Source organism: Bacillus sp. NTK074B (assembly GCF_017303375.1).
Lineage (GTDB): Bacteria > Bacillota > Bacilli > Bacillales > Bacillaceae_B > Rossellomorea.
Window position 1 is genome coordinate 1 of the sequence record NZ_JAFKOH010000020.1, and the last position, 16,491, is coordinate 16,491.

At 41.3% G+C, this 16,491-nt stretch carries 17 protein-coding genes and 1 riboswitch; of the genes, 8 read left to right on the forward strand and 9 right to left on the reverse strand.

Features of this window, described 5'->3' with window-relative positions; genetic code table 11:
- Window positions 1–202, forward strand: a 202-nt coding sequence (locus JI667_RS20460) for a hypothetical protein (RefSeq protein WP_206858218.1), incomplete at its 5' end; no start/stop codon positions are given.
- On the opposite strand, the gene JI667_RS20465 is transcribed toward JI667_RS20460, so the two are convergent.
- Window positions 197–496: a hypothetical protein gene (locus JI667_RS20465; RefSeq protein ID WP_306465472.1), complete on the reverse strand. Its 300-nt coding sequence runs from the start codon at window positions 494–496 to the stop codon at window positions 197–199. The genes JI667_RS20460 and JI667_RS20465 overlap by 6 nt on opposite strands.
- A gap of 234 nt (window positions 497–730) precedes the next feature.
- Between JI667_RS20465 and gndA the strand changes: the two genes are divergently transcribed.
- On the forward strand, window positions 731–2,143 hold the full coding sequence (gndA, locus tag JI667_RS20470; protein ID WP_206858219.1) for an NADP-dependent phosphogluconate dehydrogenase: 1,413 nt from the start codon (window positions 731–733) through the stop codon (window positions 2,141–2,143).
- Window positions 2,144–2,182: 39 nt separating this feature from the next.
- On the opposite strand, the gene JI667_RS20475 is transcribed toward gndA, so the two are convergent.
- Both JI667_RS20475 and JI667_RS20480 read right to left on the reverse strand, forming a co-directional pair.
- A complete protein-coding gene (locus JI667_RS20475; RefSeq protein WP_206858220.1) occupies window positions 2,183–2,347 on the reverse strand; it encodes a hypothetical protein in 165 nt (54 codons plus the stop codon).
- Between the two features lie 115 nt (window positions 2,348–2,462).
- The gene (locus JI667_RS20480; RefSeq protein ID WP_206858221.1) at window positions 2,463–3,233 is read right to left on the reverse strand and encodes a SurA N-terminal domain-containing protein; all 771 of its coding nucleotides are present in this window, start codon (window positions 3,231–3,233) and stop codon (window positions 2,463–2,465) included.
- A gap of 518 nt (window positions 3,234–3,751) precedes the next feature.
- Between JI667_RS20480 and JI667_RS20485 the strand changes: the two genes are divergently transcribed.
- The 3 genes from JI667_RS20485 (at window position 3,752) to JI667_RS20495 (ending at window position 7,939) form a co-directional block, all read left to right on the forward strand.
- Complete coding sequence (locus JI667_RS20485; RefSeq protein WP_206858222.1) at window positions 3,752–4,162, forward strand: VOC family protein; 411 nt, start codon at window positions 3,752–3,754, stop codon at window positions 4,160–4,162.
- 156 nt (window positions 4,163–4,318) lie between these two features.
- Window positions 4,319–4,498, forward strand: a riboswitch (cobalamin riboswitch).
- A 127-nt stretch (window positions 4,499–4,625) separates the two neighbouring features.
- Window positions 4,626–6,881 (forward strand): ribonucleoside-diphosphate reductase subunit alpha, encoded by a 2,256-nt coding sequence (locus tag JI667_RS20490; protein WP_206858223.1) that lies wholly within the window; start codon window positions 4,626–4,628, stop codon window positions 6,879–6,881.
- Between the two features lie 20 nt (window positions 6,882–6,901).
- Window positions 6,902–7,939: a ribonucleotide-diphosphate reductase subunit beta gene (locus JI667_RS20495; protein ID WP_206858225.1), complete on the forward strand. Its 1,038-nt coding sequence runs from the start codon at window positions 6,902–6,904 to the stop codon at window positions 7,937–7,939.
- Window positions 7,940–7,994: 55 nt separating this feature from the next.
- On the opposite strand, the gene JI667_RS20500 is transcribed toward JI667_RS20495, so the two are convergent.
- Window positions 7,995–9,461: an aldehyde dehydrogenase family protein gene (locus JI667_RS20500; protein WP_206858227.1), complete on the reverse strand. Its 1,467-nt coding sequence runs from the start codon at window positions 9,459–9,461 to the stop codon at window positions 7,995–7,997.
- A 21-nt stretch (window positions 9,462–9,482) separates the two neighbouring features.
- Entirely contained in the window at window positions 9,483–10,220 is a 738-nt protein-coding gene (locus JI667_RS20505) for an SDR family oxidoreductase (protein WP_206858228.1), read from the reverse strand.
- Between the two features lie 579 nt (window positions 10,221–10,799).
- Here JI667_RS20505 and JI667_RS20510 point away from each other — a divergent pair.
- A complete protein-coding gene (locus tag JI667_RS20510; RefSeq protein ID WP_206858229.1) occupies window positions 10,800–11,126 on the forward strand; it encodes a DUF3243 domain-containing protein in 327 nt (108 codons plus the stop codon).
- 47 nt (window positions 11,127–11,173) lie between these two features.
- On the opposite strand, the gene JI667_RS20515 is transcribed toward JI667_RS20510, so the two are convergent.
- The 3 genes from JI667_RS20515 to kynA all read right to left on the reverse strand — a co-directional run bounded on the left by JI667_RS20515 (window position 11,174) and on the right by kynA (window position 13,004).
- Complete coding sequence (locus JI667_RS20515; protein ID WP_206858230.1) at window positions 11,174–11,617, reverse strand: SACOL1771 family peroxiredoxin; 444 nt, start codon at window positions 11,615–11,617, stop codon at window positions 11,174–11,176.
- Between the two features lie 104 nt (window positions 11,618–11,721).
- Entirely contained in the window at window positions 11,722–11,922 is a 201-nt protein-coding gene (locus JI667_RS20520; protein ID WP_034763568.1) for a cold-shock protein, read from the reverse strand.
- Between the two features lie 242 nt (window positions 11,923–12,164).
- On the reverse strand, window positions 12,165–13,004 hold the full coding sequence (gene kynA, locus JI667_RS20525) for a tryptophan 2,3-dioxygenase (RefSeq protein ID WP_206858232.1): 840 nt from the start codon (window positions 13,002–13,004) through the stop codon (window positions 12,165–12,167).
- Between the two features lie 207 nt (window positions 13,005–13,211).
- Between kynA and JI667_RS20530 the strand changes: the two genes are divergently transcribed.
- Window positions 13,212–13,766 carry a GNAT family N-acetyltransferase gene (locus JI667_RS20530; RefSeq protein WP_414635254.1) on the forward strand — a complete coding sequence of 185 codons (555 nt, stop codon included), beginning with the start codon at window positions 13,212–13,214 and terminating at the stop codon, window positions 13,764–13,766.
- 109 nt (window positions 13,767–13,875) lie between these two features.
- Complete coding sequence (locus JI667_RS20535; protein WP_206858237.1) at window positions 13,876–14,688, forward strand: YihY/virulence factor BrkB family protein; 813 nt, start codon at window positions 13,876–13,878, stop codon at window positions 14,686–14,688.
- 49 nt (window positions 14,689–14,737) lie between these two features.
- Here JI667_RS20535 and JI667_RS20540 read toward each other — a convergent pair whose 3' ends face one another.
- Entirely contained in the window at window positions 14,738–16,129 is a 1,392-nt protein-coding gene (locus JI667_RS20540; protein WP_368077922.1) for a peptide MFS transporter, read from the reverse strand.
- Window positions 16,130–16,491: the final 362 nt, after the last annotated feature.

Consider the following 16,491-nt stretch of genomic DNA (forward strand, 5'->3'; position numbering starts at 1 on the left):
AGTGGCAGGCATACGCAATCTCCACATTTCTTTTGTGATTGTCATACTTTTCGTCTGTCTAGTTGATTGGAGCGGAAAGCGAGCACCTGTAGCGGAAATCAACCGCCACTCGTTACATCCAAAAGCAACAATGTTTACGAAAACAGCCATTTATAAACAGTTATTTCTTTTTAATGGATATCGCGTCACGTATTATTTATAGGAGGGCTTTGGAAAGCTCTTTTACATAAAGGCCGTCAACGATACTCAGCTGACTGATCCTTGAAATCAGGGCTTCTCCACGGTAATCTGTTTCCTGTGAGACAGTAAATAGTGGAATGTTCACTCCGCCGCTTAAAGGAGATATAGCGAGTGCGTGATGGCAATGGTCTTGACACGATTTTTCATTGCAGAACCTGAACACTGTGGCATCAGCAATACCAAGATACTTTGCAACACGACTGATGGTTGTGTGGATAATTTTTTCAGGATTAGCAATAATAAAATCAGCAATCATCTTTTCTTTTTAACTGAATTGTGAGTAATGGGAACGGATTCGTAGAATAGTGTAGTGTTGAGCCTTTTCATCCATGGTTAAAGAAACCACCTATAGGAGATCTGTGAAAATAATTTCAAACAAAATGATGAAATAAAAAAATATTATTTCATAAAAATCCACCACGAAAATTTATTTCGTATTATAATAACAGTGAAGAGTTGTATTTATTCGTATTGAAAGGAATGATCGTTTATGACAAAACAACAAATAGGAGTCGTTGGAGTCGGAGTTATGGGTAAGAGCCTTGCTCTGAATTTTGAAAGCAGGGGCTATTCAGTTTCCATATATGATGTGTCAGATGAAAAGGTAAGAGAAGTTCTGGATGACCATAAGGGTAAGAATTTGGTTGGTACTCATGAAGTGAATGAATTCGTACAATCATTGCAAGTACCACGCAAAATATTGATCATGGTTCCAGCCGGTGACATTACCGATAAAGCAATTGATTCGTTGCTTCCTCATCTGGATAAAGGTGATATTCTAATCGATGGTGGAAACACGTATTACGAAGATACAATCCGCCGCAACAAGGATTTGGATGAAAAGGGAATTAACTTCATTGGAGCAGGAGTTTCAGGTGGGGAAGAAGGTGCGCTATATGGTCCAGCGATTATGCCGAGCGGTCAAAAAGAAGCGTATGATTTGGTTGAACCCTTCCTGACTGCCATCGCAGCAAAAGTGAAGGGGGATGCCTGCAGTACATACATCGGTCCTGACGGGTCCGGGCATTATGTGAAAATGGTACATAACGGGATAGAGTATAGTGATATGCAGCTCATTTGTGAAGCGTATTATCTGATGAAAAATGTACTTGGCTTAAGTGCAAAGGAGCTTCATGAGATCTTCAAAGAGTGGAATGAAGGAGAACTCGACAGCTATCTGATTGAAATTACCGCAGATATTTTTACAAAGGTGGATGAAGAAACAGGAAAGCCTCTTGTCGACGTCATTTTGGATACTGCCGGTCAGAAAGGCACCGGTAAATGGACGAGTATCAGTTCCCTTGAATTAGGTGTACCGTTGTCGATCATCACTGAATCCGTTTTTGCACGCTTTATCTCAGCCATGAAGGAAGAACGTGTAAAGGCAAGTAAGATCCTTAGAGGTCCAAAAAGTAAAGAATTTAAAGGTAACAAACAGGAATTCATCGAAATGATTCGAAAGGCATTGTACTTAAGTAAAATCTGTTCTTATGCTCAAGGGTTTGCACAGCTTCAATCGGCTTCAGATGAATACAATTGGAATTTGAAACCAGGTGAAATTTCTATGATCTTCAGAGGAGGTTGCATCATCCGCGCTGGATTCCTTGAAGAAATCAAGAACGCCTATGACCGTGAACCAGGCTTAACGAATCTGCTCCTTGATCCATACTTCAAAGAAATTGTAGAAAATTATCAGGATGAAGCCAGGGAGGTTGTGGCGACAGCCATCAAACTGGGTATTCCTGTACCAGGCCTTGCCAGCGCATTAGCATATTATGATAGCTACCGGTCTGAATCGCTTCCTGCGAATCTGCTTCAAGCGCAAAGGGATTATTTTGGTGCCCATACGTATCAACGCATAGACAAAGAAGGAACCTTCCATACGGATTGGTTATCTAAATAATATAGTGAAGAGCCCTGTGGGAAATCCACAGGGCTCTAGTCATTCATCTTTCGTATCGTGTTTTTTCTTTTCGTCCTGCTGGTCTTTTTTAAGTTCGTCGATTGGAATGGGATCGACGTTTTGCTCACTCTCATGCTGGTCGAGGATGCTTTCTTCGTCCTTGACAGCATTCTCGGGGTTATGATTGGTGGTATTTTTCGACATGATGAATGTGCCTCCTTAAAATGTTCGGTTCTTATACCTTACCCCCTTTGGAAGGCGGAAAACCTCTTAAAAGATAAAAAAAAGCCGCCTCATGAAGGCGGCTATCCAAAGTGGGTCAGATTTTCACATCAATTTCAGCATTTTTCTTTAAGTCTTCGACATGCTGAACGAGTTTTTCCTGTTTCTTCTGTTGTTCCAGTTGAGTTTTGATTTTTGGCTTTACTTCTTCATACTTCGGTGCATCCTTAGATTGATCACTGCCTTGTTGACTGGCGTATTGATCATAGAACTTTTTCATTTCATCTTCGGTTACTTCGTCTACCTTGATTTCTTTATCGACATAATTCGTGTATTTAATATTTTCAGCAATCTGGGTTTTCAGTTCGTCCATCGTAAAGCCGGCTTTCTTCATCGCTTCTTCGAATTGTTTTTCATCCTTGTATTGCTTTTTCACTTCTTCCAGCTGTTTATTGATTTCATCATCTGATGCTTTATAGCCCTTTTCATCGGCCTGTTGCATTAAAAGGGTTTGTCCTACCAGGCTGTCGATGGTTTGATCTTTGATCTTCTTAACTGCATCCTTACTCGTTGGATCCTGACCCATTTGTTGATACTGCATCTGGGATTGAGTCAACACGTTGTTGAAGTCTTCGCCTTTAATTTTTTCATCGTTGACAATGGCAACGACCTTATCTTTCTCTACTTTTTGTTCATCCATTTTCTTTTGCATTTCTTCCATTTTTTTCGCTTGCTCTTCTTGTGCCTTTTTGTCAGAGGCTTCTGTTTTCGGTTTATCGTCAGCTTTTTGGCTCTCCTCATCCGAACCGCAAGCGGCTAGTCCAATTGTTAATAATGCTAATAGTAAAGTCGTTAATAGTTTCTTCATAATAGACTCCTTTCAGAACTAAGGTGTGATTTCCAAAAAAATCACTTAATGCGCATTTTAAATGAAAAAGCCTCAAAAAGAAAGTATTTAGGCTAAAAAGTATTGATTGTAATGAGGATGACACACAGGTAAACTAGTGCTCCTCCTTGCATTCACCATTATGTATCCGGTTACAAAAAAAGAAATCACCTCCAAATTGGATGTATATATGAAAAGATTATTACATTAAAAAAAGAGGCTGCTTAAATCGAGAATACTCCATTTAAACAACCTGTAAAAAATATTGGGGACCAAAGAATACTGTCAAACAACCTTCCATTAATAGTATAGAGAGAGGGGGGCATATGCTCAACCAACATATAATGAGATGAGGACTGACCGTTGTCCATTTGAAGAGTGTATGCCATCTTCTTCTGCCCTTTTTAATGAAAATAATAATTATAGGCATATTCCATAGGGAAGGGATTTTCTTCCTTTTGTTGAATTGGTAACAGTATAACGAAAAAAGGAGAGGACATATGAAGCAATTAATAAGAGTAGGGACAATCTACATCCCGGTAAGTGAAGTTCAAATGGCGAGTACATGGTATCAGGAAAAGGTAGGCGCAAAACTGAACTATATGGACGAAGATAAAGCTATATTAGATCTTGCCCATCAAAGCATTTTTTTGGTAAGGTCGATGGAAGGTGAAAGCAGCAACTTTTTAGATAAGTTTCGAAATAAGAGATTTTCCTTAACGTTTGAAGTGGACGGTATAAGTGATTTAATCGAGTTGAGGGAGTATTTGCTTGATCAAGGAGTGGAGACGGGGAATATTGAGGACAGGGGCCACAGTGGTCTGAATTTCGTATTCACAGACCCTGATGGAAATCTATTTGACGTGTGGAGTGAATTAAGTCCACAATTTAAAGAAGCCTTTAATGTTTAAAGGAAGAGAACTCCATTTTGATGTTTGACTCAAAATAGAAAAAGATAGACACTTATAAAAGTTTAATAGATTTGCTTGTATTTCTAATATCAATCGTATATGATGGTAAAGAACACAACATTTTGTGTTCAATTTAAGTTAAGTAACTATATATTGATTATAACCTGTAATTAAGGTGTCTGATGAGACTTAAAAGGGAATCCGGTGAGAAACCGGAGCTGTCCCCGCAACTGTATGTGCTGACGAAATAAGGAACTGCCACTGTCGTGTAGATGGGAAGGCCTTAGAGTAGAGCGAAGCGCAAGCCAGGAGACCTGCCTTATTTATCACGTGTTATCTTCTTCGGGAATTGGGAGGATAAAGCGAGGATTGTAATAGGCTAAAGTCTATTTATATCTCCGTCTATATAAAGCCCATCCTTCTACCAGGATGGGCTTTTTTCACTCCTTCCCCACTATTCAAAATGGGAGGAATCATCGTGTCAATCACAGTAAATGAGCTGCAAAAAGAGGTAGAAGAGACTCTAAGGAGCCTGCACAATCGGTTTCCGGACCTTTATTTCAACGAATACAATGAAAAGATTTTGCTCTATTCAGAGCGACTGATGGATTTGAATAGAGAAAAACTCTATCATTTCATGATTCTGACGGCAGTTGAACGGATCACGGCAGATGAACCAAATTGGACCTATGTCGCTGCATCCCTGTATATCAAAAATTTATATCTGAGGCAGTCCTTATCAAGGGGGACATCATATGACAGCCCATACGGATCTTTTTATCAATTGGTCAAAGATTTAACCTCAAGACAATTATATTCTCAGGCCATACTTGATTGTTACAGCAAAGAAGAATTGGAGTATCTGGGTTCAAAATTGGATCCGGCCAGGGATCATCTTTTCACTTACATAGGAATTGTTACACTGGCTGAGAGATATTTAGCAAAGTCCCATGAAGGTGCCATTCTGGAGTTGCCACAAGAGCGATTTATGATCATTAGTATGACCCTATTCATGAAAGAACCAAAAGAAAAGAGAATCTCGTTGATTGAAGACGCCTATTGGGCGCTCTCCAATTTGTACATGACGGTGGCAACCCCTACATTTGCCAATGCAGGAAAGAGCCATGGCCAGTTATCCAGTTGTTTCATCGATACTGTGGAGGATGACTTAAGGAGTATTTACGACTGTAATACTGATGTTTCCACACTAAGCAAAAATGGAGGGGGTTTAGGGATTTATTTAGGGAAGATCCGGAGCAGGGGAAGTGATATCAAAGGATTTAAAGGGGTAAGTTCAGGTGTCATACCTTGGATGAAGCAACTGAATAATACGGCGGTTTCCGTTGATCAATTAGGACAGCGCCAAGGGGCGATTGCCGTATATTTAGATGTATGGCATAAAGACATCTTTCCTTTCCTGGATACACGATTGAACAATGGGGACGAAAGACAGCGGACCCATGACCTTTTCACAGGAGTCTCTATACCAGACTTATTTATGGAACAGGTGGAGGAGAGGAGGGATTGGTATCTGTTCGATCCTCATGAAGTGAAAACAGTCATGGGCTATTCACTGGAAGATTTCTATGATGAAACGAAAGGCAATGGATCATTTCGGGAGAGGTACTGGGAATGTGTGGCTCATCCTCACCTTTCACGGGAAGTGGTTCCGGCCATTGACATCTTTAAACGGATCCTGATAGCCCAGTTAGAAACAGGGACACCTTATATGTTTTACCGTGATACCGTTAACCGCCTCAATGCAAATTCCCATAAAGGAATGGTCTATTGCAGTAATTTATGTACGGAAATCGCTCAGAATATGAGTTCAACCGTTATAGAAGAAGAAGTTATAAAAGATGGAAAAATCGTTACCTATAAGTCTCCCGGGGATTATGTCGTCTGCAATCTTGCCTCGATCTCCTTAGCCAAAACCGTTATGGATGATGAGTTAGAGAAAGTCGTATCAATAGGAGTGAGGTTACTGGATAATGTGATCGATTTGAATGATCTTCCAGTCCTGCAGGCTCAAATAACCAATCAAAGGTACAGGGGAATCGGGTTGGGTACCTTTGGATGGCATCACCTTCTTGCATTACAGGGAGTGAAGTGGGAAAGCAGCCAGGCAGTCGACTATTGTGATTCTCTTTATGAGGAGATTGCCTATCACACGATAAAAGCCAGTTGCGAACTAGCGCTTGAGAAGGGGGTTTATCCTTACTTTGAAGAGTCTGACTGGTCCACAGGAGAATATTTTGAGAAACGCGGATATTCCAATATGAGGTGGGCTGAATTGAGGGATAAGGTTTCTGAGAACGGAATTCGTAACGGATACTTGATGGCCGTTGCCCCCAATTCCTCAACATCGATCATTGCGGGATCCTCTGCGAGCATTGATCCAATCTTCAGGCTGGAATATTCCGAAGAAAAGAAAGATTATAAGATTCCCGTCACCGCTCCTGATTTATCACCGAAAACAACCTGGTATTACAAAACGGCTTATCATGTCGATCAACATTGGAGTGTAAAACAGAATGTGAAAAGGCAGCGGCATATCGACCAGGGGATTTCGTTTAATCTGTATGTGAGAAATGACATCAAAGCGAAAGATTTATTGAAACTGCATCTGGATGCCTGGCAGTCCGGCTTGAAGACAACTTATTACGTCAGGTCAACGTCGCTATCCGATTTTGAAGAATGCGAAAGCTGTCATAGCTAGTCAGGGAGGAAGAGGGAAAGATGAATGAATTGAAACAGAGGGTCTTGATTGATTCAGAGGCTCCCAATAAATCTACAGGAATCATTAATGGTGAAAGCTCAAATATCTTGAATTGGGATGATGTTCGATTTTCCTGGGCCTTTCCGAAATATAAGAGGATGCTGGGGAATTTCTGGACTCCGTTTGAGATCAACATGTCTAAGGATATCAAGCAATTCCCCACGCTCTCCATACGGGAGCAGGAGTCATTCTTGAAAATAATTGGATTGCTCGCTCTTCTTGACAGCATCCAGACAGACTATGCAGGGAAAGTAGCAGATTATCTGACGGATTCAAGCCTCAATGCCCTGATGATTATCCTGGCTCAGCAAGAGGTTGTGCATAATCATTCTTACAGCTATGTTCTTTCGAGCATCGTGTCAAAGAGCAAGCAGGATGAAGTATTTGATTTCTGGAAGAAAGATCCCATCTTAATAAAGAGGAATGAATTCATTACGAATGGATACCAGGGATTTGTTGAATCACCAACGGTTGAAAATTTATTAAAATCAATCATTTTTGATGTCATCCTTGAAGGGTTGTTTTTCTATTCTGGGTTTGCCTTTTTTTATAATCTGGCCAGGAATCAGAAGATGGTGGCAACCAGCACCATGATCAATTACATTAATCGGGATGAGCAGCTTCATGTCGGGTTATTTGAGAAGATCTATAAAGAGGTCTTGAATGAAAATCCATCTTATCAAACGGAGGAACTTGGTACCTTCGGTAAGGAAGCATTTAAACAGGCAGCCCTACTTGAAATAGAGTGGGGGAAGGAAATCATTGGCTCTCATATGGAGGGTCTCTTACTGAGCGATCTGGAGGACTATATCAAATTCATGGCGAATAAGAGAGCAAAACAGTTAGGTTTTGATGAACCTTTTGAGGGTTACAGGAATAATCCTCTTAAATGGATCATAGCCTATCAGGAAGTGGACAGAGGGAAGACCGATTTCTTTGAACAAAAATCAAGACAATACACCAAGACATCTGATGCAAATGGATTCGATGAACTGTGAGCAGGAAGTCAAACCGCTCAAAACAAAAAAGCGAGTCAACGTGACTCGCTTTTCGCTATTTTTTTTCAATAAATGGACCATAGTCTCTTCTTTTATGTTGCACGGCAACCCATTTCACCGTCGTGAACTCATCGAGTGCCCATTCTCCGTTAAATCGTCCCAAACCTGAATCTTTTTCACCACCAAATGGCATATGCGGTTCATCATTAACAGGTTCATCATTAATATGAATCATCCCTGTCTCCACTTGATGTGCCAGGTTTGTTGCTCTCTCAATGGAGGAAGAGTGGACCGCCCCGCTTAAACCGTATGGATGTTCATTGGCTAAACGAATGGCTTCATCATCGTCTTCGAACGGAATAATAGCAGCCACCGGTCCGAATATTTCATTCTTTGCGATCGGCATCGAGTTCGTCACATGTGTCAGAACCGTCGGATGTAATAAGTTTTTATCCGCATTGCCGCCGAGCACAACCTCTGCTCCTTGTTCTTTACTGCTTTCTATATCCTTTAGGATTCGATCCACTTGATTTTGATCGATTAATGGTCCGATATGAGTTGTTTTATCGGATGGGTCTCCTGCATTCAATCCCTTCACTCGGGATACGAACCTATCCACGAACTTGTCATACATTCCTTTTTGAACCATGATACGGTTGATGCTCATGCAAATCTGTCCCTGGTGATAGAATTTTCCGAATAGAGCTGATTCAACAGCCTTATCGAGGTCTGCATCATCAAGTACTATAAATACATTATTTCCCCCGAGCTCTAAAGCCGTTTTCTTTAGATTCTTTCCTGCGAGCTCACCGATTCGGCGTCCCACTTCCGTAGAACCGGTGAAGGAGATCAAACGTGGAATTGGGTGTGTCACGATGTCATCCCCAATTTCCGAACCTTTCCCCACTACAACATTTAGTAATCCTTTCGGAAGTCCAGCTTCTTCAAAAATACTTGCAAACAAGAGTCCTCCTGTGACAGGGGTATGTGTGGCGGGTTTAACGACGACTCCGTTTCCTGTTGCCAAGGCAGTCGCAATGGATCGGACAGCTAAATGGAAAGGGAAGTTCCATGGGCTGATGACACCTACCACTCCAAGAGCTTCCCTGTACACTCTGTTTTCCTTTCCTGGAACTTGGGACGGTAAAATTTTCCCTTCCATTCTATATGGATAGGTTGCTGCTTCCTTCATGCTATTGATGGAAACGGTCACTTCGCCTGCAGCTTTCATATACGTGCTACCTGATTCTTTAATGAGCCACTCAATGATTAAATCTTTGTTTTCTTCCACAACAGAGACTGCCTTTTCCATGATGGCTCTCTTTGTTTGAGGGAGCTCGTGAGCCCAGGATTTTTGAGCTTCGTGTGCTGATTGATACGCTTTATCGAGATCCCCTTTACTGGCAGCTGTAATAGAACCGATTTCCGTATGATTAAATGGATTGTGATTGGGAATGGAATTTTCACTGCTTCCTTTCACCCATTCTCCATTAATAAATAGCTTGTCAAATTGTGTATTCATCTATTATTACCTCCTTGTAGTTTACATATCTTGTTGTGTAGGGCGCACAATGATTTCATTGACGTCAACATGACTTGGCTGCTCGACTGCATAGGATATAGCTCTTGCGATGTTTTCACTGTCGAGGGGCTTCATTTCACGATCCTTGAATGCGGCTAGGATGTCCTCGTCTGTAATGGTTTCTGTCAGTTCTGTCGAAACGGCACCCGGGCAGATGATGGTTGTCCGGATGTTATGAGAAGCGTTCATTTCTTGCCTTAACCCTTCTGTAATCGCACGGACTGCATACTTCGTTCCACTATAGACCGAACTGCCGGGCATCACTTTGTGACCAGCAACGGATGAGATATTGATGATATGTCCGGATTTCTGTTCTTCCATATAAGGGAGAACAGCGGATATTCCATAGAGTACCCCTTTAATATTGACATCAACCATTTGATCCCATTCTTTGATCTTTCTTTTGTTGATTAAAGAAAGGGGCATAAGTCCGGCGTTATTGACCAATATGTCTATTTGTCCGGCTTCTTCGATTGTCTTTTTCGCAAGCTGTTCCATTTCTTCTACGTTCGTCACGTCTGTTACATGATAGTATGCTGTACCGCCCATTTTTTCTATTTCACTTTTCAAATCCTTTAATCGTTCTTCACGTCTTGCCGCAAGCATCACCGTTATATTTTTCGATGCTAATTCCTTCGCGGTCGCCTGACCTATCCCGCTGCTTGCACCTGTAATGATCGCTACTTTATTATTACTCATTTTTATTCGTCCTCCTTAATTCTGAATCTCAATTAATTTTATTTACTTCTCTTTTGTTTACACAAATAAAAGAGGATTCAAACAATGTAGAGAGAGTTGAGACTTTATTTGCATTTTAGCAGAAAGTGTTTTTTAGATAATGCCTCTGCATAAGCTCTGTCAACCAAGATGTATTCTAGATGGTGTGAGGAACTGCTCCGCTTGCAGCTAGCGAACGGCCGAGCCTCTTCAGCTTCGCTTCCGGGGTCTCGGCACCCCCGTTTTTCCGAGGGAGTCTACACAGTTCCCCTTATCATCAAATCAAGGTTTGCGCGACAGAGCTCAATGGGGACGAAAGTAATCAACTCAACAAACTCTATACTATAGAAGATAGTATCCACAGATTGATACTTTGAAGAATGTTGGTTATTAAGACAATGGGTATATGTATTTGTCATTTATTTAAAAAATAAACCAGTATTTTCCTTTCAGGAACAACAAAGTACAAAAAAGCCTATTCGAAAAAAAGAACAGAAAGGTTTAGTAATTCCAACCCTGGGAATATACATAGTAGATTGAATGAGAGGAGAGATTGTTTACATGGCAAATCATTCTACAGAAGAGAAAATGGAGTCGAAGGTGGACAGTGCTTTAGGGAACATGTCCCAGGATAAAAAAGAGGATATTCTTTCTAACTTTGATCATTTCAAATCATACTTAGGTAACAAAGTTTCCTTAGCGGATAAGCTGGGGATGAGCGATGAGCAGCAAGCAAAAGCAGCACAGAAGGTAGGGGACTATCTTGCAGCGCATGAAGAACCGAAAAACAGGGAAGAGAAGCTTTTATATGAATTATGGAAAGCGGGTAATAAAGAAGAACAACATATGCTTTCTCACATGCTCGTCAAGCTTGTTCACGCAGAATAAGTAAATGAAATAAGAAAGGGCTTCCGATTGGTTGCCCTTTTTGTGTATTACATATGTATTTCTGGATCTACCTGAACAGTAACATTCCCCTTAATGGCACGGGTAATCATACATGATTGCTCCGCTTTTACCATTAATTTCTTGGCGAGTGTGATGTCTTTCCCAACCGTCGTGGGACCGAGTGTCAGAATGGGGCGGTGGATGATTTCCTTGTACGTGATGACCCCTTTCTCGACTTCAACAATTCCTTCAGACGTCATGGTTAAGTCTGTCTTTTCTATACGGCTCCTTTCAAGCATAGCGGCAAGAGTGATGATATAGCATGTTGAAGCTGCACCAAGAAGCATTTCATCGGGATTTGTCCCGATACCGGGTCCGTCCATCTCAGTGGGAATCGATATTTTCGTATGAAAATTCTCCGAGCTCAATGTACCTGTATCATTCCTGAGTCCGGGCCAATAAGTTGTAATATGAAACGAGTGTCTTGCCATAAATAAGCCTCCTAGAAAGCATGGTAAGAATATTGTATACACTTTTCGCAATGAAGGCAAAGAAAAAAGACTCTACAGAAGTAGAGTCTTTCGATTTAGCATAATTATGCTTTCGTTACGTTAGCAGCTTGGTCGCCACGGTTTCCTTGAACGATTTCAAAAGAAACTTTTTGACCTTCTTCTAAAGTTTTGAATCCTTCGCCTTGAATAGCTGAGAAGTGTACGAACACGTCGTCTCCACCTTCGCGCTCGATGAATCCGAAACCTTTTTCTGCGTTAAACCATTTAACTGTACCTTCTAACATAATGTTACCTCCTCGTGTGTTCTCCACACAATTGTATTACTATTCTTGCTCATGTAACTTCAAGGCGAAAAGCTTTAAAAACTTTGTCCATCCTTCCATTCCGAACAAAAATAATTCTCTTACATAATATCAGGTAACCCGGCAAAAGGCAACCCCGGTGAACGCCTTAAATGGGCCGGAACAATAGAAAGTGTGAATATTCCATTAATTTCAGTTTATGATACCTGACGAGTGCGATTACCTTATAGATTACTGCGAACATCCCATAGCTCAGGGAAAAACCTGTGATCAAGAACCTTTTTCAAGTAACCGACACCACTGGACCCACCAGTACCCATTTTATGACCAATGATTCTTTCCACGGTTTTCATATGGCGGAATCGCCATTGCTGCAGCCAATCTTCAATATCTATCAGTTTTTCGGCAAGTTCATATAAGTCCCAATATTGATCGGGTCTTTTGTAGACATATGTCCAGGCCTCGAGAACAGATTGATCCTCATGATACGGTTTTTTGTAATCACGTTTCATTACATCTTCATGAATGGCCAGCCCTGCATCCGCTAATGCCATAATGGAAACATCATAGAGGGAAGGGGCTTCATATGCGTTTTGTAGCTGAGCTAATAACTCGCGATCCTTTTTGTAAATTTCAAGCACATGTTTCGTTTTGTATCCTAGGGCAAATTCAATCATCCTGTATTGGTAGGATTGAAATCCAGAAGCTTGACCAAGACTGTCCCTGAACTGGACATATTCGGATGGGGTGAGTGTTGACAGCACATCCCATGCATGAATGATCTGTGATTGTATCTTTGAAACACGTGCAAGCATTTTAAATGCAGGTGACAGTTCCCCTTTTTGAATGGACGAAATGCTTGCGCGGATTTCATGCAGGATTAATTTCATCCATAGTTCACTGACTTGGTGGATAATGATAAACAACATTTCATCATGGTGACCTGATAACCGTTTTTGACTGTCCAATAACGTACCCAGCCCCAAATATTCACCATAAGTCATTCTGTTAATAAAATCGGTATAAACTTCTTCATTCCCCATGGAATCTTTCTTGTTAACCATTCATATTTCTCCCTTTCTTCTGTTTGAATTCAGAGATGCAATAAGTTGATCCCCCTGACCTTATATTTCTGGAGGGGAACGTAGAAATCCTTCCTTTATCTTCAGGATGGAGATTCCTACTATGTATCACAACCTCATATTTGCTAATTCTTTGTTCAGTATCACTGGAAATATGTTAACATTAGAACAATTTAGAATGCATGAGAGGTGAATGATTTGGAAAAGGTATTTCTTTCTTCCCGGTTATATTTTCGACAGTTAGTGAAAGAAGATTGGAGAGACGTTCATGGCTATGCATCCCTGGAAGTGGTTTCAGCGTTTCAGAGTTGGGGTCCGAATACAGAGAAGGAGACAATGGCATATGTTGATGACGTCTTAAAAGATGAAAAAGAGGTTCCTCAAACCAGGTATGTTCAAGCACTGATTGATGATGGTGTCGGTAGAGTGATCGGTGCGGGTGAGATCAACATCAATAGCTTTTTACATCGATCCGGGGAGATCGGCTATATTCTTCATCCGGATTATTGGGGGAAGGGCATAGGAACACTCGTAGCGAAGACATTGCTTCATAAGAGCTTCACAGAATTGAATCTCCATAGGATTTCAGCCACTTGTGACCCTCAAAATCATTCTTCCCAAAAAGTGTTGAAAAAGGTCGGGATGACTCTTGAAGGGAGGATTCGCCATCACATGAGAATGAATGATGGTTGGAGAGATTCACTTTTATATGGATTACTAGAAGATGAATGGATAAAAGGGTAATAGTGCATACTGGTTTAACAGAATACTGACTAAAGTGGTTCAAACTGGATTGAATTGCAAAAGAAAGGGGAAAATAAGAGTATCCTTTCTCAATTAGGAGTCTAAGTTTATGAATTTCTTGCATCATTCGAAGGCAGTTATCATTCGGTTTTTCCAGGAGCGTTTCTTTGATCATTCAGCACAGTTGGCATATTACTTACTTTTATCCATTTTTCCTTTTTTGATTTCGGTGTTTTCATTGATCAGTTTTCTTCCCATATCAGAAACCAATGTACTGCTTCTGATTAAGCCTTTTGCACCGGATAAATCATACGCCATCATTCAAAACAATATTGAACGGATTCTTTATGATCAAAGAGGGGACGTTCTATCCATTTCAATATTTTTTACCTTTTGGCTTTCGTCAATGGCTGTTCAATCGATGGTGCGTTCACTGAACCAGGCATATCGTATAGAGAGGAAGAAGCCGTTTATCATCGCATTGTTTTATGATCTGCTGCTTACTGTCGGATTTATGATCCTTATCTCATTTTCCCTTATCGTGCCGATAGTGGAGGAATATATCCGTCATACACGATTTACTGCGGGGAAAATTGACGGGGATTGGAGTCAGGCATGGGTGATCGGTAAATGGGGATTGAGTACCATATTTATGTTCATCCTTTTCGTCTTTCTCTATATGGTCGTTCCGAGTAAGAGGATTTCGCTTCTTCACGTCATACCGGGTGCATTGGTTGCCACATTCGGATGGCAGGGGGTTTCATGGATATATGGAACGTATGTTAAATTGAACGATTACTCCCAGTTTTACGGACAACTGGGAAGTGTTATCACGCTGGTGGTCTGGTTTTATATTTCATCGACAATCCTTTTGATTGGTGGTTTATTAAACGGCAGCGTAGCACAAAAAGCCCATAAATAGAAATCGCTTGGCTCACAGCCAAGCGATTTCTATTTATGAATTCATTCCATTATACTGGTCCCTCTTCTTTCATCATAACGACCAGTTTCTTTGAAATGCTTAATAGAACAAGGCCCAGGATAATGGCTGCAGCTCCAATGACAACAAATATCTCTAAATAACCCAGGGTAGCTGTGAGTGAAGCCAACTGTCCGGCAAGGAGACTTGCCACCCCAATGGCAGCCATCCATACTCCCATCAGGAGCGACGCAATCTTAACAGGTGCGACTTTACTGACTAAAGACAATCCTACAGGTGAAAGGAACAGCTCTCCAAGTGTATGAAGCAAATACGTGAAAATGATGAATAACAAGTTGGCTTTTTCCGTGATGTTCTGTTCATCGGAACCGGTCTGTAAGACTGCAGGAATGAGGACCATGAACCCGAGACCCAAGAGGATCATCCCGATACCCATTTTGGTCGTCATGTTAAGGTCACCTCTTTTCGACCGTGATAGACGCAACCATACACCTGAAAGAATAGGAGCGAGGATCACGATGAACAGGGGATTCACAGATTGGAACCAGGCAACAGGTATTGTGTAACCAAATACTTCCCGGTCAATGAAATTTTTTGTGTAGAGGGTGAATGAGCTCCCTGCCTGTTCAAATCCGGCCCAGAAAAATACAACGAAACTGGCTAGAATCAGAATGGCCGTTGTCCGCTGCTTTTCCTTTTTTGACAATGGAATATTTCGGTCGTCATTTGCTTCTTCTGCCAGTTGTTTATTTGGTTTCAGCCCAACTGTGCCAAGATATTTGTTGTTTAATGCACTAAAGATGATCTGTCCGGTAATCATACCGATGGAGGATGCAAGGAATGCCCATTTGAACCCATAATGCATCGTTCCGTCCGCCATGGTAGTGAGAAATAGATCTTCTGCGAGAAAACCCGCAATGAGTGGTGCGAAAAGAGCCCCAAGGTTAATTCCCATATAGAAGATGGTAAAGGCAGCGTCTTTCCGTTTATCATTTCTCGGGTAGAGCTCTCCGACAAGTGTAGAAATATTCGGTTTGAAGAATCCATTTCCCAGGACGAGCAGGGCCAGTCCCCCATACAAACCGATTTGGGAGTGGGTAAGGAAAATGGTGAAGTCTCCACATGCCATTGTGATTCCACCAATGGTTATGGCTTTTCTCAGACCGATATATCGATCTGTCAGCCACCCGCCCAGAATAGGAGTGAAGTACACACTGCCTGTATAAATACCATAGATGGATAAGGCTTTTGCAGGGTCGACACCCAATCCCCCGCTTACAAAAGCGGTTGTTAAATATAGAACCAGAAGGGCCCTCATACCATAGTAACTGTAGCGTTCCCATAATTCAGTGAAGAACAACAGATATAAACCCTTAGGGTGTTTCTTGCCTTGAGGTAAGCTGTCTAACGTTGATGAGTTCACACTATCACCCCTGTTAAAATAAATGTGATTCGTTTCCGCCGGAAAAAGAGAGCAGAACTTTTTTACAAATCCCCTCATAGTATTCCCGTTCTTTTCATAGGCATGTACAAAAAGGGACGGTGAAAAATGTGTTTAAAGGGTGTTTATATTGTGGCCACTCATCGTTAACGGAAAATGAGTTATTTATGAGGGAGGAATATGGAAGTGAACACGTGATGTACCCAAAGGGACAGAAGCTGGGAGGAAATGTAGTCTTCTTCAGCTGTGATGAGTGTGGATTTCTGCATCCATTTCATCAGGGAAAACGGAAGAAATTTGAGAGAGGCTTGAATAAATCCAGGAACATCCGCTGGAATATTCGG

Bases quoted from the DNA above. Each gene is read 5' to 3' on its own strand.
- JI667_RS20465 (WP_306465472.1), bottom strand. From the start codon at position 496: ATGATTGCTGATTTTATTATTGCTAATCCTGAAAAAATTATCCACACA.
- gndA (WP_206858219.1), top strand. From the start codon at position 731: ATGACAAAACAACAAATAGGAGTCGTTGGAGTCGGAGTTATGGGTAAG.
- JI667_RS20475 (WP_206858220.1), bottom strand. From the start codon at position 2,347: ATGTCGAAAAATACCACCAATCATAACCCCGAGAATGCTGTCAAGGAC.
- JI667_RS20480 (WP_206858221.1), bottom strand. From the start codon at position 3,233: ATGAAGAAACTATTAACGACTTTACTATTAGCATTATTAACAATTGGA.
- JI667_RS20485 (WP_206858222.1), top strand. From the start codon at position 3,752: ATGAAGCAATTAATAAGAGTAGGGACAATCTACATCCCGGTAAGTGAA.
- JI667_RS20490 (WP_206858223.1), top strand. From the start codon at position 4,626: ATGGGAGGAATCATCGTGTCAATCACAGTAAATGAGCTGCAAAAAGAG.
- JI667_RS20495 (WP_206858225.1), top strand. From the start codon at position 6,902: ATGAATGAATTGAAACAGAGGGTCTTGATTGATTCAGAGGCTCCCAAT.
- JI667_RS20500 (WP_206858227.1), bottom strand. From the start codon at position 9,461: ATGAATACACAATTTGACAAGCTATTTATTAATGGAGAATGGGTGAAA.
- JI667_RS20505 (WP_206858228.1), bottom strand. From the start codon at position 10,220: ATGAGTAATAATAAAGTAGCGATCATTACAGGTGCAAGCAGCGGGATA.
- JI667_RS20510 (WP_206858229.1), top strand. From the start codon at position 10,800: ATGGCAAATCATTCTACAGAAGAGAAAATGGAGTCGAAGGTGGACAGT.
- JI667_RS20515 (WP_206858230.1), bottom strand. From the start codon at position 11,617: ATGGCAAGACACTCGTTTCATATTACAACTTATTGGCCCGGACTCAGG.
- JI667_RS20520 (WP_034763568.1), bottom strand. From the start codon at position 11,922: ATGTTAGAAGGTACAGTTAAATGGTTTAACGCAGAAAAAGGTTTCGGA.
- kynA (WP_206858232.1), bottom strand. From the start codon at position 13,004: ATGGTTAACAAGAAAGATTCCATGGGGAATGAAGAAGTTTATACCGAT.
- JI667_RS20535 (WP_206858237.1), top strand. From the start codon at position 13,876: ATGAATTTCTTGCATCATTCGAAGGCAGTTATCATTCGGTTTTTCCAG.